Genomic DNA, 22,773 nt, shown 5'->3' with positions numbered 1-22,773 from the left:
ACGTACGAAACAGGTCTTTTGTCAGGCGGCTATCCGCGAGCGCCTCTTACGGCGACGAGCTAGATAAGACACGAGGGTTAACCGACGGCCTCAATCAGAAACCAGACCCCAAAGCCCAGGGACCAGACCGCAATAAGCCAGGTCCAGATTTCCTCTTTTACTTTCAACAAATCAATCTGTCTCACAACGCCAGTACGCCACCGTTTTCGTTATTCACCAACTGACTAATCAGCAGCCGGGTCTCGGCCTGCCGGTCTGCAACTGCACTCTTAAAGTGTCTACGACTACATCCTTAATAACGTCTGTGACTGCGCCCTTATAGCGTCTTCGCCTGTGCTTTTTATAACGTCTGTGACTGGACGACCGTAATCGCGATCACGTTCACCACGTCGTTGGCGCTGCAGCCGCGCGACAGGTCGTTGGCCGGTTTGGCCAGACCCTGCAGGATCGGGCCGATCGCATCGGCCTTGCCGATCCGCTCCGCCAGTTTGTAGCCGATATTGCCCGCTTCCAGGTTCGGGAATACCAGCACGTTGGCCTTGCCCTTGGTTTCGGACTGACCCACTTTGCGTTCGGCGATCTCGGCCACGATGGCGGCATCGAGTTGTACGTCACCGTCGATGCACAGCTCCGGCTGTTGCTGTTTGACCAGCGCGGTGGCGTTGACCACCTTATCCACCGCCGCGTGCTGGGCACTGCCACTGGTGGAGAACGACAGCATCGCCACTCGCGGATCTTCGTTCAGCAGGGTCTTGGCGCTGTTGGCCGCCGACATGGCGATCTGGGCCAGTTGTTCGGTGTTCGGGTCGATCACCAGGCCGCAGTCGGAGAAGATTACCCCGCCCTTCAGTTCGTGGAAGGGTTCGCACAGCATCATCAGGAAGAAGCTGGAGATCATGCTGGCGCTGGGCGCCATGCCGATGATCTGGATCGCCGAGCGCACCACGTCGCCGGTGGTGTAGACCGCGCCGGCTACGGAGCCGTCGGCATCGTCCAGTTGGACCATCACCTGGGCGTAGATCAGCGGGTTCTGGACCTGCTCGGCCGCCTGCGCCTCGGTCATGCCCTTGGCTTTGCGCTTCTGGTACAAGGCGTCGGCGTAGCGCGCCAGCTCCGGCGAGCTGGCCGGATCGAGCAGGGTAATGCCGTCGAGGTTGAGGTTGTTTTCCTCCGCCAGGGCACGGATCTTGGCTTCGTCGCCCAGCACGGTGATCTGCGCGATGCCGCGCTCGGTGGCCACGCAGGCCGCTTCGAGGATACGCGGGTCTTCGCCTTCGGCCAGTACCACGCGTTTGGGCGCATCTGCCGCCCGTTTGAAGATATTGTTGAGCGCCTTCATCACACAGCCCTTCGTTTATTCTGAGGTTTTTGTTGGGAGGTTTGGATGGGGTCTCTGCCCATTGAGATAACCACCGATGGCGTGGAAGTTATGTCGATGGAGGGAGAAAAACCGGCCGAGAACCGGCCGGTTTTTTGGGTTAACTGTAATCCCGTTAAAAATGCAGACGGATCGGTGTGATCCGCCTGCCAACGGACGATTACTGTCAGCCTCGGACTGTTACTAACAGCTTGAGCCGCTGTTATTGATAGTCCTTGTACTTCTCCAGGTGACGAACCGGCACGGACAGGGCGTCGCGGCGGAAGGGGTCGCCCAGCTCACGGGTACACATGATCTCGATCACGGTGGTCACACCGTCCTTCTGCGCGTCGCAAGCTTGCTTCAGCGCCGGACCGATGTCTTCCAGCTTGTCGATGGTGACGCCCTGCGCACCCATGGAGCGTGCGATTTCGGCGAAGCTCGGGTTCTCCAGCTCACCCGCTACGAAGCGACGGCTGTAGAAGTCGACCTGGTTCTTCTTCTCGGCACCCCACTGACGGTTGTGGAAGACGATGGAAGTAACCGGGATCTGCTCACGGACACAGGTCATGATCTCAACCATGGACATGCCCCAGGCGCCGTCACCGGCGTAGGAGATGGCCGGACGCTCAGGCGCGGCAACCTTGGCACCGATGATGGTCGGCAGGGCGTAACCACAGTTACCGAAGCTCATCGGCGCGAAGAAGCTGCGCGGCTTCTCGAAGCGCAGGTAGCTGTTGGCAACGGAGTTGATGTTACCGATGTCGGTGGAGACCATGGCGTCTTCCGGCATGGCTTTTTCCAGCTCACGCAGAACCTGACGCGGGTGCAGGTAGCTGCCCTCTTCGCCAGCTTGCTCTTCGATCATGTCCAGCGAGTACTCGTCCTTCTCGTGGATCCACTCGTCCAGCTCTTTCTCCCAAGACGCTTTCTCGGCGGCGATGTTCTCAGCGCGCTCAGCTTTGGTGGCCAGACAGGCAACGTCGCGAGTCTGCAGACGATCCAGCAGGGTGGAAGCAGCGGCTTTCGCGTCGCCACAGATACCCACAGAGATCTTCTTAACCAGACCCAGAACCTTGGAGTTGCAGTCGATCTGGATGATCTTGGCGTCTTTCGGCCAGTAGTCCATGCCGTGCTGCGGCAGGGTGCCGAACGGACCCAGACGGGTACCCAGGGCCAGAACCACGTCAGCCTGGGAGATCAGGCGCATCGCCGCCTTGGAACCCTGGTAGCCCAGCGGACCACACCACAGCTCGTGGCTGGCCGGGAAGGAGTCGTTGTGCAGGTAGGTGTTACAGACCGGCGCACCCAGGTACTCGGCCAGGGCTTTACACTGCTCAACACCTTCGGACATGACCACACCACCACCGGACAGGATCACCGGGTTCTTGGCAGCGGCCAGCAGGTCAGCGGCTTCGTTCAGGGAGTTCTCACCGCCGGCGCCACGCTCGATGCGGATCGGCTGCGGGATCTCAACGTCGATGTCGCCGTAGAAGAAGTCACGCGGGATGTTCAGCTGGGTCGGACCATTTTCCTGGATCGCACGGTCGAAGGCGCGACCAGTCAGTTCAGCCATACGCTCCGGACGGGGTACGTGGGCCTGGTACTTGGTGATGGTCTCGAAGAACGGCAGCTGCTGAGCTTCCTGGAAGCCACCCAGACCGTTGGTCATGGCGCCGGTTTCCGGGGTGATGCACACAACCGGGCTGTGGGCCCAGTAGGCAGCGGCGATCGCGGTCACGAAGTTGGTGATACCCGGGCCGTTCTGGGCGATACAAACGCCGTGACGACCGGAAACACGGGCGTAACCGTCAGCCATGTGGCCGGCGCCCTGCTCGTGAACAACCGGAATCAGGCGGATGCCTGCCGGGGTGAAGATGTCCATTGCGTCCATAAACGCCGAACCCATGATGCCGAAGGCGACGGTAACGTCGTTGGCGACCATAGTTTCGACAAAGGCTTCGCTAGGAGTCATACGTGCCATAACACTTTCCTTCTTATCGTTAGAGTTGATGCCGAATCGGCAGCAACCGTTTATTCAGGATCTCAGAGAGTCCACAAGTTAGGCGGCGCAGCCCCCGGGCCTGAGTGGGAGCCACGCCTGAAACTTTCCGCTAGACCGAAGCGCTTCCGATCCCCGCCCCTGCTCCAGACAGCATCGCACCGCATCGAGCCATCCGCTGAGGGGTAGATGTGGCGTACGTGGTGGAGAAAGAAACAGAATCAATAGCGAAAGGAGTGCGCATCTGGGCACAGACATGGCACTGGGTATAGGCAAGCTCAATTGAGATACCGATCAGCATGTCGCTACTCCTTTCTTATTTTTTTATCAGAAGCAGTTGATATCAGCCCGGGCAAAAATTACCGCCCGAACAATCACATCATCGGTCAACCCAGCTGCTCGTTGGTGCGGAGCGCTGTGCGGTTAACGTGGGAATAGAATATTTCGACAGCGTGGGAGCGAGTAGGACCAGTTACCAACGGGCGATTAAGCCAACGGCGATTGGATCTGCAAAAAAGGCTAACTAACGGATTTTATTGACAATGGTACAAGACAGCTGACGCAGAGACTGGCCCTGCGCCGAATCGGAGTAAACGCTCGGGAAGCGCAGATCCTGTCCTTAATAGGGATCGGCCAGCACCCAGACCACTTCGGTTTCTTGAGTCGAAGGGTTACTGACCAGGTGGGGTTCATCGCCGCTGATGGTAAAGCTATCACCGGCCTGGAGCAGAAACTTCTGCTCGCCGATGGTCAGCTCCAGGCTGCCGGATTTCACATAGCCGGCCTCTTCACCCTTACGCTGCCGGGGCTCCTTACCGCCACTGGCACCCGGTTCGAAGGTGGTCATGATCATCTGCAGCTGGCCGCTCAGTCGCGGTGACAGCAACTCTTCACGGATCCCCATACCGGAATAGTTCAAGGTCCGACGTGAACCTCGGCGGACCACGTAGTTCTGTTCATTACTCGGCTCATCATCACTGCCGTGGAAGAACCAGCTGATCTGCACCCCCAGCGCGGTACTGATCGACTGCAGCACCGGAATCGGCAGCGCCGACACGCCCCGCTCAACCTGGCTCAGGTAACCGACCGACTTATTGACCTTGCCCGACAATTCAACCAGCGAGATCCGCTTCGATTTCCGCAGATCACGAATCTGGCGCCCAATGCGCAGGTTATCGGGATCCAGTGCCGTTTCCGTTTGGCTGGTGCTTTTCTTGGCTGGGCTGCCCATAGTGCAATTTACCGCTGATCAATAGGTTGGGAATCTGCGGATTCTACCACAAGCCTGCTCTGAAGCATCATTGAGGTGAAATCTGACCATCAAATTTCATCAGTACCTTTCACCTCAACGTCGCACTTCAAGCCGATCAGCCGGCTTCGCCGATCTCGACGATCAGATTCGGCGCCAGGGTTTCCAACCGGCTCTGCAAGGTATCCAGGTCAACCGCCTGAGGTGCCCACAGATCGGCGCTGGCCTTGAAGATCATCTCGGCCGACATCGGTGCACTGCTGACCGACGTATCCAGCTGCTCCACATTGATCCCCTCGGTACGAAGGGCGCTCAGGGCCCGACTCAACAGTGCCGGCTCGTCATGGCCGATCAACGACAGCGCCAGGGTTACACCCGGCTCGGTTGGCTCGGTACGCTCGCCTTCCTGGCCGCTCTCGATCACCACCTTCAGCCCCTGGGTTTCCAGCTGGTTCAGGGTCTCAACAAGCTCATCGCGCAGGTGGCTTGCCACCCGAATTTTCAGAATTCCGGCAAAGCAGCCACCCAAGCGGGACATGCTGCTCTGCTCCCAGTTGGCATCGTAACCGACCAGCGCCTGGGAAACCTGCTCCACCAGACCGGGCTTGTCCGGTCCCACCAAGGTCAAAACCAGGGATTCATTCATACGGATCACTCCTTATCGATGGCGCACCACGGACTTCGCCGTGATCCGCCATGGGATTCTTCAAGGTCTTGCCAACCTCAGTTAGCGCCCAGTCGGACCGAAGCCGCACTCTCAGGCTGTCCAGAAGCCAGCAGTGTCGCCAGCGCATCGACGCCGGCCTGGGCCACCAGCTCATCCTGATCCGGGGTGCCGGAACTGCAGCCAACCCCACCGACCACCTGGCCATCCACAAACAGCGGCAGGCCGCCGGGCACGATCGAGAATCGGCCTTGGTTGCTGGTATTAATGCCAAATGCCGGCTTACCCGGCAGGCTGACCTCGCCGTAAGCGCGGGTCGATTTACGGGCCGCCGAGGCGGTGAAGGACTTGCCGATCGAGATATCGATGCTGGTCACCCGACCGTTATCCATCCGCTTGAACAGGATCAGGTGGCCACCGTCATCGGTGATCGCTATATCCATATCCACCTCGATCTCCTCGGCCTTGCGAACACAGGCCTGCATGATGATCTCGGCATCTGACAGTGTCAGTTTGGGCATCATCTTCATAGGAATTCCTCCAACTCAGATATGCTTGTAGTCGAGCAGAATTCGGTTCAGCGCTCGGCCAAAGGTGGCGGCGCTGCAGTCCACATCGTGCAGCTTATCCAGTCCGAACAGACCGATCCGGAAGGTTTGGAAGCCCTCGGGCTCGTCGCACTGCAGCGGTACACCGGCGGCGATCTGAACCCCACGCACGGCAAACTTGGAACCGTTGGAGATGCCGCTGTCGCTGGTGTAGCTGACCACCACACCTGGGGCCTGGAAGCCCTCGGCCGCAACGCTGGCAAAGCCGTTCTGCACCAGCAGTTCACGCACCTTCTCACCCAGCTCCAGCTGACGCTTACGTACCGTTTCGAAGCCAAACTGCTCGGTCTCCTTCATCACCTGATAGAACTTCGCCAACCCGTCGGTGGGCATGGTGGCGTGGTAGGCGTGGCCACCCTGCTCGTAGGTTTCCATGATCTGCAGCCACTTCTTCAGATCGCAGGCGAAACTGCTGCTCTGGGTGCTGTCGATGCGATCACGAGCCAGCGGGCTGAGCATTACCAGCGCACAGCTGGGTGAACCGCTCCAGCCTTTTTGCGGCGCGCTGAGCAGCACGTCGACGCCGGTCGCTTCCATATCGATCCAGATGGTACCCGAGGCGATACAGTCGAGTACGAACATGCCGCCCACCTCGTGGACCGCATCAGCCACCGCACGCAGGTAGTCATCAGGCAGCATCATGCCCGAGGCGGTTTCCACATGGGGCGCGAAGACCAATGACGGCTTCTCTTCTCGGATCTTGGCCACTACCTCGTCGATCGGCGCCGGTGCGAAAGGTGCGGTGGTGGAAGAATCCGTCTGGCGGGCTTTCAGTACGGTATGGGATCGGGGAATGTTGCCGGCGTCGAAGATCTGGCTCCAACGGAAGCTGAACCAGCCGTTGCGTATCACCAGACAATGCTTGTCGGTGGCAAACTGGCGTGCCACCGCTTCCATCCCAAAGGTTCCGCTTCCCGGAACGACCGCTACGGAATGCGCGTTATAGACCGACTTCAGCGTCGATGAGATTCCCTTCATCACATCCTGGAAGGCAACCGACATATGGTTGAGGGAACGATCCGTGTAGACCACGGAGTACTCAAGCAATCCTTTATTATCGGCAGAGCATGAATCTTTAGGCATGATTTGCACCTCAGTGAAATTTATATTTATTTTTTCACTAATCTAAGGATTATCTGTTCGAATAGCAAGCCGCTATCGAACAAATTTTCGCCAGCAAAACTTCAGCGTTTAAAGGGAAAAAAGGCCCGGGCGAGGCCGGGCCAACCGAGTACGGAGCTACTCAAATTTGGGGTAACTAGCCTGGGTGAATAGCCACTTTAGTTATTGGATTTCAGACGTTCACCCTTGGCGTCGTAAACACAGCCTTTGGCGACCTTGACCGGATAGGTCTTGCCCAACACCTTGACGCTCAGCTCAGACTCCGTGGCGGAATCCAGGGCATCAACGTCGACATAGGCCAGCGCCAAGCTCTTCTGGACCCGGTGGCCGTAGCCGCCGGACGCAACCTGACCGACCAACTTATCGCCCTGGTAGACCGGCTCCATATGGATCGCATCGACGTCGGTGGAGTCCACCTCCAACAGCACCATCTTCTGCTTCACGCCGTCCTGCTTCTGCTGCTTCAGCGCATCACGCCCTTCAAACTCGCCCTTGTCGAGCTTGGCGAAGAAGCCGAGGTTACTTTCCAGCAGAGTGAACTCATGGGTCAGGTCGTGGCCCCACATCGGGTAGCCCTTTTCCAGTCGCATCGAATCCAGCGCCCGCATGCCGAAATCGCTGATGTTATAGGCCTGACCGGCCTCCATCAGGGCATCGTAGAGCGCCAGCTGATGTTCGATCGGGTGGTGCAGCTCCCAGCCCAGCTCACCGACGAAGTTCATCCGCAATGCCCGCAGCTTGATGCCGGCGACGGTGATCTCCTGACCGGTAAACCAGGGGAAGGCGTCGTTGCTCAGGTCCGAATCGGTCAACTGGCTCAGCACCCTGCGAGCCTGGGGACCGGCCAGCACCAACGTGCCCCACTGCTGGGTGGTGTTGGTCAGCGTGACCGACCCGTCCTTCGGCAGCCGCTGGGTCAGCCAGTCCTCGATCATCAGCTCGGCCACCGCCGGCGCCATCAGGTAGTAGTCGCCGCTCTCCAGCCGGGTGACGGAGAACTCCCAGGCCACCCCGCCGTCTTGGGTCAACGGATGCGCCAGCGCCACGCCGCCTGCCTCCAGCGGGATTCGATTCGGGGAGATCGATTCCAGGTAGGCGTGGGCGCCGGGGCCGGACACCTCAAACTTGGTGAACGGCGACAGATCCAGCACCCCAACGTTGTTCTGCACATTCAGACATTCGGCCGCCACCGGCTCGAACCAGTTACCGCGACGGAAGCTGTGACGCTCCTTGGACTCCATCCCTTCCGGCGCAAACCAGGCCGGACGTTCCCAACCGAAATAGGCACCGAAGACGGCATTCTTCTGGGCATGACGCTCATAGACCGGGGCTTTCTTCTGACCACGAACCGCCGGACGCATCGCATACTCGTGGGGGAAGCCGAGTTGGTATTCGTTGGCGTAAACCTCGGTACCCTTGGCGACACAGAAGTCGTTGTCGGCGTAGTCACCGAAGCGGCGCGGATCGAGCTCCCACAGGTCCAGCTCGGGATGGCCGTTGACGATCCACTGGGCCATAAAGTGCCCTGCACCGCCGCCCTGGACGATACCGAAGTTAAAGCCGGTACAGACGAAGTAGTTTTCATAGCCGTGGACCGGACCGATAAGTGGGTGGCCGTCCGGGGTATAGGTGATCGGGCCGTTGACCACCGTCTTGATGCCGGCCTGGGTCAGGATATCGACCTGCTCCATCGCGGTGCACATGATCTCTTCGATCCGATCCAGATCCGGTTGCAGCAGCTCCTGACCGAACGCTTTCGGCACCCCGTCGGTCGCCCAGGGGATTCCACCCTTCTCGTACGGGCCGAGAATCATGCCCTTGCCTTCCTGGCGCAGGTAATAAGACACGTCCGGGTCGCGCAGCATCGGCACCATGGTGTCGCGCTCTTCCAATGCCGGGATATTGTCGGTGACGACGAACTGGTGCTCCATCGAGTTCATCGGCAGACGGTGGCCGATCATCTCGGCAATCTCGTTGGCACGGAAGCCGCCGGCGTTGACGATAATCCGGGCATCGATCACCCCTTTGGCGGTGGTCACCTTCCAGCGCCCGTCGGCAGTCTGTTCAACCGCCGAAACCGGATTATTCCGAACGATGGTCGCGCCACCAGCACGGGCGCCAGCGGCCATCGCGTTGGTCACGCTGGTGGGATCGATATGACCATCGGCCGGATCCCAGAGCCCACCCAGCAGCCCGGTGGTATCGAGGAACGGGTACAGCTCTTTCAGGCGATCGTTGTCGATCATCTCCAGATCCAAGCCGGCCAGTTCGGACATCGCCACAACGCGCTCGAACTCGTCCATCCGATCCTGGGTGTGGGCCAGACGCACCGCACCGGTCATATGGTGATCCACCGGCTGGCCGGTCTCCTCCTGCAGCCGAGCGTACAGCGCGATGCTGTACTGCTGCAGCTTCATCACGTTATAGCTGTTACTGAAGTGCGGCAGGTTGCCCGCGGCGTGCCAGGTCGACCCCGAGGTCAGCTCCAACTTCTCCGTCAGCATCACATCGCTCCACCCCAACTTGGTCAGGTGGTAGAGAGTACTGACGCCTGCAATGCCACCACCGATGATCAATACGTCTGTTTTGGTTTTCATTATTCTTATCCTGTGCAATCACTGAAGAACGAACCGCAGGTGAGAAAGTCCACCGGGTACCTGTTGAATAGCGATGACTCGATGGTAGGGAGATGTTCGGATCGCAACAAACGATAAATTATCGACAAAACAATAAGCACAGCTTATGCAAATATCGTATGCTCAGTGACAGGCTAACAATCAAACTTCAGATGGATGGAATCAGAAGAAGCGAAGATCGACTAAAGATCGCGACAGATAAGCGCTTCTAAGCAGAAGTTAGGCCCAGTTCCAACCGACAACAACGGCGCAGAGAGATCCCGATGGATAAACTGTTGACCAGCAATATCCAGCTCAACTGGCTGCGGACCTTCGAAGCGGTGGGTCGGCAACTGAGTTTTACCCACGCCGGTCGTGAGCTGAACATGAGCCAATCGGCGGTCAGCCAGCAGGTTCAGCTGCTCGAACACCATCTAGACCAGCAGCTGTTTCGCCGTGCCAACCGCACCATCCAGCTGACCGATGCCGGCCGCGCCTTCCTGCCACTGGTGCAGGAGGCGATGCGCCAGCTCAACAGCGGTGCGGCGCAGATCTTCTCGCCGCTAAACAAGGCGGTGGTCGAGGTCAACGTCAACACCGCCTTCGGGGTGCTCTGGCTGGCGCCGAGACTGCAGCGCTTCCACGCCATCTACCCACAGATCTCGATCCGTCAGCTGGGGACCAACTGGGCCACCGACTTCGATATCTCCACCGCCGAGCTGGAGATCCGCTTCGGCCCCGGCAACTGGACCGGCTTCGACGCCCACATCCTGGTCACCCCACGGCTGCGTCCCTACTGTTCGATCGCCAATGCCAAGCGGATTCGCCAACCGGCCGACCTGGAGGGCTTTGCGCTGCTGGATGTACTGGGTACCCCGCAGGGTTGGGACCGCTGGCTCGAGAGCCATCAACTGGATTCACTTAAAGCGCAACCGCGCCAGTATATGGACAGCTACGCCACTGCCGCATCGATGGCCGCTAACGGCTTCGGCGTCTGCCTGCTCTATGAAGACCTGATGCAGGAAGGAATGCTGTCGAAACAGCTCAGCTCGCCGCTGCGCCAGGGTATCGACTCCGATGCCAGCTACTATCTGTGCTATCAGAGTGATAAGGCGCTCTCCGCCGCCGCCGGTATCTTCAAAGACTGGCTGCTGATGGAGGCCGGGATCAAGCCGGCGGCAGGATCAACCCAATGAAACGACATATCCCGGCATTACGCGCACTACGGGCCTTCGAGGCCACCGCCCGTCATCTCAGCTTCCAGCAGGCGGCCCAGGAACTGAACGTGACCCATTCGGCCATCAGCCACCAGATCAAGAAGCTGGAGGAGGAGCTGGGCAAACCGCTGTTCGACCGCCTCGGCCGCAGCATCGCCCTGACCGACGAAGGCCAACGTTACTTCACCCATATCCACGCCGCACTGGCGCAGATCGAGGCCAGCACTCAGTCGATCTTCGGCGAGCCGGACCAGGGCGAGCTGACCGTGCAGGTTTATCTGGGGATCGCCTCCCGCTGGCTGGTGCAACGGCTGGGACAGTTCCGCCAGCAGTACCCCCGAATCCGAATCGAGCTGCACAGCTCCTTCTCCGGCTGGGACTTCGAGCCCTACGCCGCTGACCTGGGGGTCACCTATTGCGAGCGCCCCGAAACCGGCCTGAGCTACCAGAAACTGTTCAAAGGCACCCTGATCCCGGTCTGCAGCCCATCGTTGTTCGCCGAAGGGGAAACCCCGACGCTGGAAAGCCTGAGCCAAAAGCCGTTTCTGCGAATCACCGAATCGCCCCGCAACCTCGCCACCTGGCTGCGAGCCCAGGGACTGCAAGAGGAACAGCTAGAGATCGCCAGCGAGCACGACAACCACCAGCTGGCGCTGGAAGCGGCCATCGCCGGCGAAGGCGTGGCCATCGTCCATTCGTTCTTCGCCTGCGGCGATCTGGCCAACAACAACCTGATCATCCCGATCGATCGCCCGGTCCCCGAGATCGGCGCCTGGTACCTGGTCCAACCCAAGCGCAACCTGTCGGACTCCAAGATCAACCTGTTCGGTAACTGGTTCCGCAGTCAGTTGGATGCTGATCCTTACCTACAGCGCAGCCTGTAATGGCCTGACGGTTAGCTTGCAACCTAATAGTTAGTTGCAATCTTAGGCTAGATTTAGCCTAGAACGGACGTTGATAAACGATTTATGGTCTAGTTAGCTTGCCCTTTTGATATGCTTTAATTATTAGATAGCATGAGCCCGTAGGCGACTAAGAAAAGTATTGAAGCTGGGGGAATTGTTAGAGTCAACATCCATATGTGGAGGTATTTTTTTTGACCATTCCTTTTTCTTGTCGAGTGAATGTCGACTTCGCTTCTTTTGGGTTAATACAGAGGGATCGTCTGCTCTTGCAAGAAACTCCCAGGTTCCACAGATGCTATCTTGAACATAATCTGTAAGGGCACCAAAACGTATATCTGGGTTGAAAGCAACGAGGGCGTTTCTATCCCCCAAATACCATGCCTCAAGCTCTTCAATAGCAAATTCAAAATTTGCTTCAAACTCACCATCACATAAAGCAAGCAGTGATCGTAATTCCTGATAAAATATCTCAAGATCTTTATCATCTAAGTCTAGCAGGACAATGATGACCCTATCTGCTCTTGGAGCTTTTGAGTAGGCGCGAAGCTTTGCAGGTAACAGATGCAACAGTGTTGTGTCTCTTGGATTTGGTGTCTGCATCGGGTCATCTGGAATACGACCAATACCCCTATGTTTATGAATTTTCCATGTGTGTGGATTTTCATATTCACCCAATATTTTTGGCATAAGAATGGACAAGGCGGTCAGCTCCGCTTGTCCTTCAACAAGAATCTCAAAATGCATTAGCTGAGCCCTTACATCCGGCTATCTATATGATCGCTATACCAGAGGCTTCCTAGAGGAATACCTTCTTCAACCATTGCTACGACTTCAGGGTAATCAGATGCACGCATTAGAGTGGAGTACCCGCTATCCTGTTTCTCTAGTATCCAGACTTCTTCTGGGTCAAGAGAGTCAACTAAATATGGCTGATGCGTGGTTACGAAAAGTTGAGAATCACCTTTTCTTCCACTCGCATTAGCTCTAAATTCATCAACTAAGGAATCTAACAGTTTGTGGTACAAACCATTCTCAGGCTCTTCAATACAAATAAATGGAGCGGGATCAGGATCTTCCAAAAGAAGCATGTAGGCAAACAGCTTTAATGAGCCATCTGATACTTGTTGAGCATAGAAAGGGTTATCGAAACCTTCACTCCAAAAACGCAGAAGTAACCTTCCATCAGGGGATGGTTCTGTATCTATATTTCCAACACCTGGTATTTTATCAGCTATTTCATTCAGTACATTTTTGAATTTTCGTGGATGCTCTCTTTCCATGTATTGAACAAAATTACCAAGATTATCGCCAATTCGATTCAAATGTTTCTGAGGTCCTATACGAGGAATATCTCTTGCAGCATCAGGTGTGAAATATGACAAATACCACCCTTCAATAAACTTTCTAAATTTAGCAATTCGTGGATGATCTTTTAGATTACCTAGAGTTGCAATGCCAAGTTTTTGAGCACTTTCAAGGTCTATTTGCTGAGTTTCATTGGTTTCTTCATTTAGGTAATCGTCAGGATTATCACTTTCAGCAAGAGCGGTACCTGACCATACTTTTCCTGAGCCATGATTCAATTCCAAAAAAGAAAAAGGCCATCCTGTTTTTTGGCCCCTACGTCGCTGTCTGAGTCTTTCGCTAGCAACTATCGGCCTTCCATATCGGTCAGAACCAATTGATAACTCATAAGTGATTGGTCTCTCATTTGAAGATTCCCGATAATATATTTCGAATTCTATATTTTCATCAGTACCAGAGGATCTAAGCCTATTAAAGCCACCTCTACCGTTTTTATGACATGCCTCATCAATCCCAAAAGTCAGACAGTCAGCAAGAAAACCAAATGCATCGAATAGAGAACTCTTTCCTACACCATTTTTACCTATAACAACAGTAAGAGGAGTAAGAGGTTTCCTTTGTCTGTCTTGCCAGGTCTTACCTAAGGTTACATCACGCAACGATCTAAAATTTCGTATTTTTATGCCTTCAATAAGAGCCATATTTTCCACTTAATATTTTTATAAATACAATTACTATCAATTTTACACGATTTAAGAACGGTATATGAATTTTGCTGCCCTGTGGGTGAACACTGTAGCCGATAGGGCGATCTAACATTTTAATACTGCGCGCGCTCATCCTGCCTTATTGATACCCTGAAAACAGGTTGGCAACGAATTGAATCGAAAGAGAAAACTAGAAACACCTAACATCTTTCTCCGATGAAAATGAGCATGCGTATATATCTTGCTAGGGTGGCACTGTATCTCGGAGCCTACTATCCCTAAGTCATTGATCATGCAATATCTATGAACGTTATGCCATAGAAAAACGAGCATCGACTTTTGAGTTTTTAAGCACAAAACCTGGTTAGCTCTGAATGTGCTGTATTCATACACAGTGTTTGGAACTCGGCTTCATAGACTTTATGGTCAACCACGAACAGGGCTTGAGAATAACTTAATAGCGATTAAACGGGCATCTGTATGCCTGTCAGTGACTGCTTTTGTGCATGAGCGCCCCTGCCACCCTAGTCCCAGATGGCGAGCATAAAAAACCCCGGTAACAACCGAGGTTTTGTGCTTTGAGCCTGGTTTCTACAGCCTAGTCAAGCTTTACCCTTCCAGGGTATCAACTTGGCTTCGAGCTTGCGCATCAGGATATCGATGCCGTAGCCGATCGCGCCGACGATAATCACCCCCAGCACCACGATATCGGTGGACAGGAACTTACTCGCCACCATGATCATGTAGCCGACCCCGGATTCCGCCGCGACCAGCTCGGCTGCCACCACGGTACCCCAGCAGACCCCCATCGCAACCCGCATCCCGGTGAAGATCTCCGGCAGCGAGTTGGGCAGGATCACATGCTGCAGGATCTGGCGCTTGCTGGCACCCAGCGAATAGGCCGCATGGATCTTGTTGAGCTTGACGCTACCGACCCCGGCCCGAGCGGCGATCACCATGATCCAGAGCGCGGCAAAGAACAGCAGCATGATCTTGGAGCGCTCACCGATACCGGACCAGATGATCACCAGCGGAATAAACGCCAGCGGCGGGATCGGACGGAAGAACTCGACGATCGGGTCGAACCAGCCGCGCATCAGCTTGGACAAGCCCATTGCAAAGCCCAGCGGAATCCCCACCAGACAGCCCAATCCGAAGCCCACCAGGATCCGGTACAGGCTGGCCCAGATATGCTCCCACAGGGAGAAGTTGCGGTAGCCCTCGGACGAGATACTGATGAACTGATCCCAAACCGCCATCGGCGACGGCCAGAAGATCGGGTTGACCAGCTCCAGCGCGCTGCCCAGGTACCAAGCCAGTGCCAGCGTCAGCACCGACAGACAGCTCCAGAAGCGCCCGGCCTCGACCGAACTGGCGTCGCCGAAGGTGACCGTCTTACGTTTTTCGAGCCCGGTGCTGACCAGGCCCATCTTGACGAATAAGCTCTCAATCATTTTCATAACTTAGGCCCCCACGGCTTCTGCGCCACCCATGATCTCCTCCTCCATCTCCCAAATCATGGAAAGAACCTCTTCCCGTTTGGCGATGAATTCTTGAGATGCCTTGATCTCCCGCGGATCCTTGGTCAGCCCCTCGTCCGCGAACGGCAACAGGTACTCTTTCTGAATCCGTCCCGGACGCGGCGCCATCACGAACAAGCGCTCGCCCAGGAACAGAGCCTCTTCGACACTGTGGGTGATCAGGATGATGGTCTTGCCGGTCTCCTTCCAGAGCTTGAGAACCAGGCTTTGCATTTTCTCCCGGGTCAGCGCATCCAGCGCCCCCAGCGGTTCGTCCATCAGGATGATGTCCGGGTCGTTGGCCAGACAGCGCGCCAGTGCAACCCGTTGCTGCATCCCGCCTGACAGCTCGTAGATCGGTTTGTCACCGAAATCCTGCAAGCCGACGGTCTGCAGCAGGTGATCGACGACCCCGGCGATCTCCTCCTTGGGACGCCCCTTCATGGTCAGCCCGAAGCCGATGTTCTCCGCCACGGTCAGCCACTCGAACAGCGCCCCCTGCTGAAACACCATGCCTCGATCCGCGCCGGGACCGTGTAGCTCGGTGGAGCCGTTGCTAACTGTCCCGTCGGTCGGGGCCAGAAAGCCGGCCACGATATTCAGCAAGGTACTTTTACCGCACCCCGAAGGGCCCAGAACCGACAGCAGCTCTCCCTGCTTCAGGTTGAAGGAAACGTTTCGCAACGCCTCCACCTGGCCGCCATCGGGGGTATCGAAGATCATCGATACGTCGTTAACCAACAGCTCCGACATGATGCCTCCTTCTATTTATTGTTGTGGATAGGGCCAGATCAGTTGACGTTGCTGTAGTAGCTACTGTCGATGGTGGCGCTGTAGTCAGCCAGCGCTTTGGGGATCTGCTTGTGCTTGACGAAGAAGTCGGCCACCTCTTTGGTGAACGACTGCACGGTGCCGCCCATCCAGGCCTGGGACAGCTGGTCGTCCTTCAACGGGAAGTCGAACAACGCCAGAATCTGGTTAGACTCGTCCAGCGACAGACCCGAAGCCTTGGCGATAATCGGTTGGGCCGGTGCCGGGTTGGTGGCGTAAGAGCGGTTGGCGTTATCGGTCACCTGCAGGAACTTGGTCACCATCTCCGGGTACTCTTCGGCGAAGCGGTTGCTGGCCGAGATCACGTCGAACACACGGATACCGATCGACTCCTGCTCGTCGGCGCTCATCAGCACCTCGCCGAAATTCTTCATCCGACGCAGCGCCCCGCCCCAACCACAGGCCATCGCCACGTCATCACGCATCAGCGCCGCGGCACCGTCGGCCGGCGCCATATCCAGCAGCCGCACCTTGGTGCTGTCCACGCCCAGGTGGCTCATCACCCGCAGCATCTTGTAGTGCGCCACGGTACCGAACGGAACCGATACGCTCTTGCCTTCCAGATCCTTGGCATTGTCCTTGGAGATGCCCGCGCCTTTACCGACTACGCAGTTGTCGTTTTCGGCATAGGACACCGCGATACCGACCATGGTGATCGGCAGTCCCTGGGAGACGGCGACGGTAAAGGGCACCAAGCCCTGGGAGTACGCCATGTCCACGTCACCGGACGCCATCGCCGCGGACATCGCCGCCCCAGAGTCGAACGCACGCCATTCGACGTCGACGCCCATCGCTTTGTCGTAGTGTTTTTCAACCTGGGCCACCTGGTTGGCAGTTGGCCACTCCAGGAAGTAACCGATGGTGACCTGATCAGGCTTGTCGGCGGCCAGTGCAGTGCTGCAGGCCAGGGTGGAGGTGGTAATAGCGGCGGCTTTAATCAGCGTAGAGATCGTTCTCTTCATAATACCCTCACGTCGTCTTTCAATTGTTTTTGTTGGTTTTCGGTGCCTTTCACAGCGCCGACACTTGCGGGGTTTGGCGTTCTTGTCGGTGACGCCTTGAATTCGATACTGCCCTCAGACGACCCCACCAACAATTGAGATAACTTCCTTCATTGTTAGTTTTTCTAACATCAAGTCTTACTCAAGCTGCTGTAACGCCCGTCATAGCGGGCTTTCCCGTCCGATCAAAAAAATCACACAAAACGCAAGAAATTATTCTATTGACAGTCAGAAAAAGAATAAATAAAAATGTACGTGAAATTTTGATGGATATTTTCATTTAGAACAAATACAACAGCTGCATAGAGGCTCGTATGAAAATAATGGTCACGGTTAAACGGGTGGTCGATGCCAACATCAAGGTCCGCGTCAATGCCGACAACACTGATGTCGAACTGACCAACCTGAAGATGGCAATGAATCCATTCGATGAAATTGCGGTAGAGGAAGCGATTCGACTGAAAGAGCGCGGCGATGCCGACGAAGTTGTGGCGGTCAGCGTGGGTTCCGAGGCCTGCCAGGAAGTTCTGCGCACCGCTCTGGCACTGGGGGCCGATCGTGCCCTGCTGGTGAAAACCGAGCAGCAGCTGGAACCGCTGGCGATAGCCAAAACCCTCAAAGCCGTCGCCGACAACGAGCAGCCGGAGCTGATCATCCTCGGCAAGCAGTCCATCGACGGTGACAACAACCAGACCGGCCAGATGCTGGCCGCGCTGACCGATCGTCCCCAGGGCACCTTCGCCTCGGAGCTGAAGATTGACGGCGACGAAGCCCGGGTTACCCGCGAAGTCGACGGCGGCCTGCAACAGGTCGATCTGAAACTGCCGGCCATCGTTACCACCGATCTGCGCCTGAACGAGCCCCGCTACGCGTCACTGCCCAACATCATGAAGGCCAAGCGCAAGCCGCTGGACACCACCTCCCCGGAGGAGCTGGGTATCGATACCCAGCCCCGCCTGACCACCCTCAAGGTCACTACACCGCCCGAACGTGAAGCCGGCATTAAAGTCGCCGACGTCGCCGAACTGGTCAGCAAACTGAAACTCGAAGCGGGGGTCATCTAATGTCTATCCTGGTCATTGCCGAACACGATAACGCGCAACTCAAAGACGCCACCCTCAACGCCCTGCAAGCGGCGGTTGAGCTGAAATCCGCCACCGGTAGCGAGATTCAACTGCTGGTTGCCGGTCACCAGTGCCAGGCCGCAGCAGCTCAAGCCTCGGCCATCCCTTGCGTGGACAAAGTGCTGGTCGCCGATTGCGAACCCCTGGCCCAGCAGCTGCCGGAAAACCTGGCCCCGCTGCTGGCCGAACTGTGCCAACAGCAAGGCACCAGTCACCTGCTGGCCAGCGCCACCACCAACGGCAAGAACCTGCTGCCCCGCGCTGCCGCGCTGCTGGATGTCGCTCAGGTATCCGACATCGTCGAAGTGGTCAGCGCCGATACCTTTGTGCGGCCGATCTACGCCGGTAACGCCCTGGCCACGGTACAGAGCCAGGATGCCATCAAGGTCATCACCGTCCGTGGCTCGGCCTTCTCGGCGGTCGATGCCGAAGGTGGCGAAGCACCGCAGCAAACACTTGATGGGATCAGCGATAGCGGCAGGTCTCGCTTTATCAGCGAAGAGGTCAGTCAATCCGACCGTCCCGAACTCACCTCCGCCCGGATCACCATCTCCGGCGGCCGTGGCATGCAGAGTGGCGATAACTTCCCGATGCTGGAACAGGTGGCCGACAAGCTCGGCGCCGCCGTCGGTGCCTCCCGCGCCGCGGTTGACTCCGGTTTCGTGCCCAACGATATGCAGGTCGGCCAGACCGGCAAGATCGTCGCCCCGGACCTCTATATCGCCGTCGGCATCTCCGGTGCGATTCAGCACCTGGCCGGGATGAAGGATTCCAAGGTAATCGTCGCGATCAACAAAGATGAAGAAGCCCCGATCTTCCAGGTCGCCGACTACGGTCTGGTTGCCGACCTGTTCGAGGCCGTCCCCGAACTAGACCAACAGCTCGCTTGAGGAGAACGCCATGAACCACACCTATCGATTAATTCTCGACTGCCCTGATCGGGTCGGTATTGTTACCCGCGTCGGCGAAGTGATCACCAGCAACGGCGGCTGGATCTCCGAAGCGGCGCACCACTCCGATCAGGAGAGCAACTGGTTCTTCTCCCGCTTTGAAATCCAGGCCGACTCGCTGCCATTCGGTATCGACGAGCTGCAAGCCAAGCTCGATCCGCTAGCCAAAGAGTGCAGCATGAACATCCGTCTGGTGGACAACCACCGGCCCAAGCGGGTGATCCTGATGGCCAGTAAGGGCAGCCACTGCCTGTCGGATCTGCTGGATCGCTGGAAGAGCGGCGACCTGCACTGCGATATTCCCTGCGTCATCTCCAACCACGACGATATGCGCGGACTGGTTGAGTGGTATGGCATCCCCTTCCACCACGTGGTGATCGACAAGGACGACAAGGCGCCGGGTTTTGCCCAGGTCGAGGCTCTGGTGGATGAGTACAATGCCGACTGCGTGGTGCTGGCGCGCTACATGCAGATCCTGCCGCAGGCGCTGTGCGAGAAATACCGCCATCAGGTGATCAACATCCACCACAGCTTCCTGCCCTCCTTTATCGGTGCCAAGCCTTATCACCAGGCCTCACGCCGCGGGGTCAAACTGATCGGTGCCACCTGTCACTACGTCACCGAGCAGCTCGACGAAGGGCCGATCATCGACCAGGACGTGGCCCGGGTGACCCACAGCGACAACGTCGAAGACCTGGTCCGTCTGGGTAAAGACGTCGAAAAGACCGTGCTGGCCCGGGGCCTGCGCGCCCATCTGGAAGACCGAATTCTGGTCCACGGCAATAAGACGGTGGTGTTTAACTAACCGGCCGTGGATACCGCCCCGATTGATCCACCTCATATCGATCGGGGCGGTTAACCGTATCATTACCCGACAACCAACCACGGTTGAAAAGGGTTGAACAAACCACTCGCCTGCATCGGAGTTCCAGGCGAATCTGGAGAATAACAATGAACAAACAACTACCCTCTTCAGCCCAAGTCGTTATCGTCGGTGGCGGCGTCATCGGTTGCAGCATCGCCTACCACCTGACCAAACTGGGGATCACCGACGTGGTCCTGCTCGAGCGCCGCACCCTCACCTGCGGCACCACCTGGCACGCCGCCGGTCTGGTTCCGACCCTGCGCGCCAACTACAACATGTCGATGCTGGCCAACTACAGCGCCAGCCTCTACGAGCAGCTCGAAGCCGAAACCGGCCAAGCCACCGGCTTTGTCCGCAACGGCTCGCTGACCATCGCCACCAACAAAGAACGGATGTCCGAGCTCAAGCGCGGCGCTTCGATGGCCAAAGTGGCCGGTTTCCCCTGTGATGTGATCAGCCCGGACCACGCTAAAGAGATGTGGCCGCTGCTGAACGTCGACGACGTGGTCGGCGCGATCTACCTGCCGATGGACGGCATGACCAGCCCGGTGGACACCACCCAGGCGCTGGCCAAGGGCGCCAAGCTGGGCGGTGCCAAGATCTTTGAAAACTGCAAAGTACTGGACATGAAGATCCGCGACGGCAAGGCCGCCGGGGTGATCACCGAGCACGGCGATATCGATGCCGAATACGTGGTCAACTGTGCCGGCATGTGGGCCCGCGAATTCGGCAAGAAAGCCGGCGTTAACGTGCCGCTGCACGCCGCCGAGCACTTCTACGTCGTCACCGAAAACATGCCCGACCTGCAGCACGGCCTGCCGACCATGCGCGACATGGACGGCTACTGCTACTACAAGGAAGATGCCGGCAAGATGCTGATCGGCATGTTCGAACCCAACGCCAAGCCCTGGGGCATGAACGGGATCCCGGAAGACTTCCACTTCGACGAGCTGCCGGAAGATTTCGATCACCTGGAACCCTACCTCGAAGCCGCCATGCACCGGGTACCCAAGCTGATGGAGACAGGCCTGCAGGTGTTCTTCAACGGCCCCGAGTCCTTCACCCCCGATGACCGCTACCACCTCGGTGAAGCGCCGGAGCTGCGCAACTACTTCGTCGCCGCCGGCTTCAACTCGGTCGGTATTCAGTCCGCCGGTGGCGCCGGCAAGATGCTGGCCGAATGGATCCACAAGGGCCACGCCCCGCGCGATCTGTGGGATGTGGATATCCGCCGCAACATGCCATTCCAGGGCACCCAAGCCTACCTGCAGGAGCGCACTACCGAGACCCTGGGTCTGCTGTACGAAACCCACTACCCGTTCAAGCAGTTCAAGACCTCCCGTGGCGTTCGTCGCTCAGTCCTGCATGAGCAGCTCAAGGCCCAGGGCGCCGTATTCGGCAGCGAGAACGGCTGGGAGCGCGCCAACTGGTTCGCCAACGGCGGCCAGGCGCCGGAATACGAATACTCCTTCGGTCGCCAGAACTGGTTCGACAACAACAAGGCCGAGCACGAAGCGGTCCGTAACAGCGTCGGTGTGATGGACCAGAGCTCGTTCTGTAAGTACCAGATCGAAGGCCCGGATGCCGAGAAGTTCCTCAATCGCGTCTGCTCCAACAACGTCGCCGTGAAAGTCGGCAAGATGGTCTACACCCAGTGGCTCAACGAGCGCGGCGGCATCGAAGCCGACGTCACCGTGACTCGCCTGGCCGAAGACCGCTACCTGGTGGTTTCCGGGGTTGCCTGTCAGACCCGCGACCTGGACTGGCTGCGTCGCAACAAGGGTGACCACATGGTGGTGATCACCGACGTAACCTCGGCGATGGCCGTGGTCACCGTGATGGGGCCGCGCTCGCGCGATACCCTGAGCAAGCTGACCAACACGGATATGTCCCACGAGGCGTTCCCGTTTGCGACCTCCAAAGAGATCGATCTGCACTACGCCCTGGTCCGCGCCTCCCGAATCACCTATGTCGGTGAGCTGGGCTGGGAGCTGTACATCCCGACCGAGTACGCGCCAAGCGTCTACGAGGCGATCATGGATGCCGGTGAAGAGTTCGGTATCAAGCCATACGGCTACCACACCATGAACTCGCTGCGGATGGAGAAGTGCTACCGTCACTGGGGCCACGACATCACCGACGAAGACACCCCGCTGGAAGCCGGACTGAGCTTTGCGTCCGACTTCGACAAGGAAGGCGGCTTTATCGGTAAGGAAGCGCTGCTGGCGCAGAAGGAGCAGGGGCCACTGAAGAAGCGTTTTGTCGCCTTCCTGTTCGAGAACCCGGAGCCGCTGTGCTACCACGAGGAGCCGATCTACGCCAACGGCAAGATCGTCGGCCGCACCACCGCCGGTATGTTCTGCCATAGCCTGGGCGCCACCGTTGCGATGGGTTACGTCGAGCACGACGCCGGGGTCACCAAGAACTGGATTGACGAGAGCCAATTTGAGATCGAGGTGGAGTGTGAGCGCTACTCGGTCAAGCCGTCGCTACGATCGCTATATGATCCGGCGATGGAAAAGATCAAGTGTTAAGCTGTTCGCCTGGTGGACAAATAGGCTTCCTTCCTATTTGTCCTTCGCCCAATAAAAAAGGGCGCTGTTGTGCGAAACAGCTTGTTTTTATTGGGCTCACATTGGCCTGCGGCCAATGTTGATGCATCACTGCATCACTCTATTAACCCGCCGGGTTAATATATGCTCAACAGGTAAAGGCCTGCGGGGGGCGCAAC

Annotated in this window: 18 protein-coding genes; 6 read left to right on the top strand and 12 right to left on the bottom strand. The window is 57.4% G+C overall.

What is annotated here, in order from left to right; genetic code table 11:
* Positions 1–340 precede the first annotated feature (340 nt).
* The 7 genes from pta to ACO05M_RS09000 form a co-directional block, all read right to left on the bottom strand.
* Positions 341–1,339: a phosphate acetyltransferase gene (gene pta, locus ACO05M_RS09030; RefSeq protein ID WP_421870508.1), complete on the bottom strand. Its 999-nt coding sequence runs from the start codon at positions 1,337–1,339 to the stop codon at positions 341–343.
* A gap of 241 nt (positions 1,340–1,580) precedes the next feature.
* The gene (gene xsc / locus ACO05M_RS09025) at positions 1,581–3,341 is read right to left on the bottom strand and encodes a sulfoacetaldehyde acetyltransferase (protein WP_421870504.1); all 1,761 of its coding nucleotides are present in this window, start codon (positions 3,339–3,341) and stop codon (positions 1,581–1,583) included.
* A 637-nt stretch (positions 3,342–3,978) separates the two neighbouring features.
* Positions 3,979–4,590, bottom strand: a complete 612-nt coding sequence (locus ACO05M_RS09020; RefSeq protein WP_421870501.1) for a helix-turn-helix domain-containing protein — start codon at positions 4,588–4,590, stop codon at positions 3,979–3,981.
* A gap of 136 nt (positions 4,591–4,726) precedes the next feature.
* Positions 4,727–5,254, bottom strand: a complete 528-nt coding sequence (locus ACO05M_RS09015; protein WP_421870498.1) for a glycine cleavage system protein R — start codon at positions 5,252–5,254, stop codon at positions 4,727–4,729.
* 77 nt (positions 5,255–5,331) lie between these two features.
* Positions 5,332–5,802, bottom strand: a complete 471-nt coding sequence (locus ACO05M_RS09010; RefSeq protein WP_421870495.1) for a GlcG/HbpS family heme-binding protein — start codon at positions 5,800–5,802, stop codon at positions 5,332–5,334.
* A gap of 15 nt (positions 5,803–5,817) precedes the next feature.
* Positions 5,818–6,963, bottom strand: coding sequence for an aminotransferase class V-fold PLP-dependent enzyme (locus ACO05M_RS09005; protein WP_421870492.1), 1,146 nt, complete (start codon positions 6,961–6,963; stop codon positions 5,818–5,820).
* Between the two features lie 197 nt (positions 6,964–7,160).
* Complete coding sequence (locus ACO05M_RS09000; RefSeq protein ID WP_421870489.1) at positions 7,161–9,599, bottom strand: GcvT family protein; 2,439 nt, start codon at positions 9,597–9,599, stop codon at positions 7,161–7,163.
* 302 nt (positions 9,600–9,901) lie between these two features.
* On the opposite strand from ACO05M_RS09000, the gene ACO05M_RS08995 reads away from it, so the two are divergent.
* Together ACO05M_RS08995 and ACO05M_RS08990 are read left to right on the top strand one after the other, a co-directional pair.
* Positions 9,902–10,813, top strand: a complete 912-nt coding sequence (locus ACO05M_RS08995) for a LysR substrate-binding domain-containing protein (protein ID WP_421870486.1) — start codon at positions 9,902–9,904, stop codon at positions 10,811–10,813.
* The gene (locus tag ACO05M_RS08990) at positions 10,810–11,718 is read left to right on the top strand and encodes a LysR substrate-binding domain-containing protein (protein WP_114695721.1); all 909 of its coding nucleotides are present in this window, start codon (positions 10,810–10,812) and stop codon (positions 11,716–11,718) included. The genes ACO05M_RS08995 and ACO05M_RS08990 overlap by 4 nt, the downstream gene beginning before the upstream one ends.
* Positions 11,719–11,841: 123 nt before the next feature.
* Here the strand turns inward: ACO05M_RS08990 and ACO05M_RS08985 are convergent, their stop codons facing one another.
* The 5 genes from ACO05M_RS08985 to ACO05M_RS08965 form a co-directional block, all read right to left on the bottom strand.
* On the bottom strand, positions 11,842–12,483 hold the full coding sequence (locus tag ACO05M_RS08985; protein ID WP_421870483.1) for a DUF4276 family protein: 642 nt from the start codon (positions 12,481–12,483) through the stop codon (positions 11,842–11,844).
* 11 nt (positions 12,484–12,494) lie between these two features.
* The gene (locus tag ACO05M_RS08980) at positions 12,495–13,745 is read right to left on the bottom strand and encodes an AAA family ATPase (RefSeq protein ID WP_421870479.1); all 1,251 of its coding nucleotides are present in this window, start codon (positions 13,743–13,745) and stop codon (positions 12,495–12,497) included.
* Positions 13,746–14,353: 608 nt separating this feature from the next.
* Entirely contained in the window at positions 14,354–15,211 is an 858-nt protein-coding gene (locus ACO05M_RS08975; protein ID WP_421870477.1) for an ABC transporter permease, read from the bottom strand.
* A 3-nt stretch (positions 15,212–15,214) separates the two neighbouring features.
* A complete protein-coding gene (locus ACO05M_RS08970) occupies positions 15,215–16,024 on the bottom strand; it encodes a taurine ABC transporter ATP-binding protein (protein WP_421870474.1) in 810 nt (269 codons plus the stop codon).
* Between the two features lie 38 nt (positions 16,025–16,062).
* Positions 16,063–17,064 carry an ABC transporter substrate-binding protein gene (locus tag ACO05M_RS08965; protein WP_421870472.1) on the bottom strand — a complete coding sequence of 334 codons (1,002 nt, stop codon included), beginning with the start codon at positions 17,062–17,064 and terminating at the stop codon, positions 16,063–16,065.
* Positions 17,065–17,417: 353 nt separating this feature from the next.
* Here ACO05M_RS08965 and ACO05M_RS08960 point away from each other — a divergent pair, with 353 nt between their 5' ends.
* The 4 genes from ACO05M_RS08960 to ACO05M_RS08945 all read left to right on the top strand — a co-directional run bounded on the left by ACO05M_RS08960 (position 17,418) and on the right by ACO05M_RS08945 (position 22,576).
* Positions 17,418–18,167 carry an electron transfer flavoprotein subunit beta/FixA family protein gene (locus tag ACO05M_RS08960; protein WP_421870469.1) on the top strand — a complete coding sequence of 250 codons (750 nt, stop codon included), beginning with the start codon at positions 17,418–17,420 and terminating at the stop codon, positions 18,165–18,167.
* On the top strand, positions 18,167–19,117 hold the full coding sequence (locus ACO05M_RS08955; RefSeq protein WP_421870466.1) for an electron transfer flavoprotein subunit alpha/FixB family protein: 951 nt from the start codon (positions 18,167–18,169) through the stop codon (positions 19,115–19,117). The genes ACO05M_RS08960 and ACO05M_RS08955 overlap by 1 nt, the downstream gene beginning before the upstream one ends.
* 10 nt (positions 19,118–19,127) lie before the next feature.
* Positions 19,128–19,982 (top strand): formyltetrahydrofolate deformylase, encoded by an 855-nt coding sequence (purU, locus tag ACO05M_RS08950; RefSeq protein WP_421870464.1) that lies wholly within the window; start codon positions 19,128–19,130, stop codon positions 19,980–19,982.
* 146 nt (positions 19,983–20,128) lie between these two features.
* Entirely contained in the window at positions 20,129–22,576 is a 2,448-nt protein-coding gene (locus ACO05M_RS08945; RefSeq protein ID WP_421870461.1) for a GcvT family protein, read from the top strand.
* The last annotated feature ends 197 nt before the right edge of the window (positions 22,577–22,773 follow it).

The organism is Motiliproteus sp. (assembly GCF_965230735.1).
Taxonomy (GTDB): domain Bacteria; phylum Pseudomonadota; class Gammaproteobacteria; order Pseudomonadales; family Balneatricaceae; genus Motiliproteus.
This window is presented reverse-complemented; position numbering and strand designations above follow the sequence as displayed.

Bases quoted from the DNA above. Each gene is read 5' to 3' on its own strand.
- pta (WP_421870508.1), bottom strand. From the start codon at position 1,339: ATGAAGGCGCTCAACAATATCTTCAAACGGGCGGCAGATGCGCCCAAA.
- xsc (WP_421870504.1), bottom strand. From the start codon at position 3,341: ATGGCACGTATGACTCCTAGCGAAGCCTTTGTCGAAACTATGGTCGCC.
- ACO05M_RS09020 (WP_421870501.1), bottom strand. From the start codon at position 4,590: ATGGGCAGCCCAGCCAAGAAAAGCACCAGCCAAACGGAAACGGCACTG.
- ACO05M_RS09015 (WP_421870498.1), bottom strand. From the start codon at position 5,254: ATGAATGAATCCCTGGTTTTGACCTTGGTGGGACCGGACAAGCCCGGT.
- ACO05M_RS09010 (WP_421870495.1), bottom strand. From the start codon at position 5,802: ATGAAGATGATGCCCAAACTGACACTGTCAGATGCCGAGATCATCATG.
- ACO05M_RS09005 (WP_421870492.1), bottom strand. From the start codon at position 6,963: ATGCCTAAAGATTCATGCTCTGCCGATAATAAAGGATTGCTTGAGTAC.
- ACO05M_RS09000 (WP_421870489.1), bottom strand. From the start codon at position 9,599: ATGAAAACCAAAACAGACGTATTGATCATCGGTGGTGGCATTGCAGGC.
- ACO05M_RS08995 (WP_421870486.1), top strand. From the start codon at position 9,902: ATGGATAAACTGTTGACCAGCAATATCCAGCTCAACTGGCTGCGGACC.
- ACO05M_RS08990 (WP_114695721.1), top strand. From the start codon at position 10,810: ATGAAACGACATATCCCGGCATTACGCGCACTACGGGCCTTCGAGGCC.
- ACO05M_RS08985 (WP_421870483.1), bottom strand. From the start codon at position 12,483: ATGCATTTTGAGATTCTTGTTGAAGGACAAGCGGAGCTGACCGCCTTG.
- ACO05M_RS08980 (WP_421870479.1), bottom strand. From the start codon at position 13,745: ATGGCTCTTATTGAAGGCATAAAAATACGAAATTTTAGATCGTTGCGT.
- ACO05M_RS08975 (WP_421870477.1), bottom strand. From the start codon at position 15,211: ATGAAAATGATTGAGAGCTTATTCGTCAAGATGGGCCTGGTCAGCACC.
- ACO05M_RS08970 (WP_421870474.1), bottom strand. From the start codon at position 16,024: ATGTCGGAGCTGTTGGTTAACGACGTATCGATGATCTTCGATACCCCC.
- ACO05M_RS08965 (WP_421870472.1), bottom strand. From the start codon at position 17,064: ATGAAGAGAACGATCTCTACGCTGATTAAAGCCGCCGCTATTACCACC.
- ACO05M_RS08960 (WP_421870469.1), top strand. From the start codon at position 17,418: ATGAAAATAATGGTCACGGTTAAACGGGTGGTCGATGCCAACATCAAG.
- ACO05M_RS08955 (WP_421870466.1), top strand. From the start codon at position 18,167: ATGTCTATCCTGGTCATTGCCGAACACGATAACGCGCAACTCAAAGAC.
- purU (WP_421870464.1), top strand. From the start codon at position 19,128: ATGAACCACACCTATCGATTAATTCTCGACTGCCCTGATCGGGTCGGT.
- ACO05M_RS08945 (WP_421870461.1), top strand. From the start codon at position 20,129: ATGAACAAACAACTACCCTCTTCAGCCCAAGTCGTTATCGTCGGTGGC.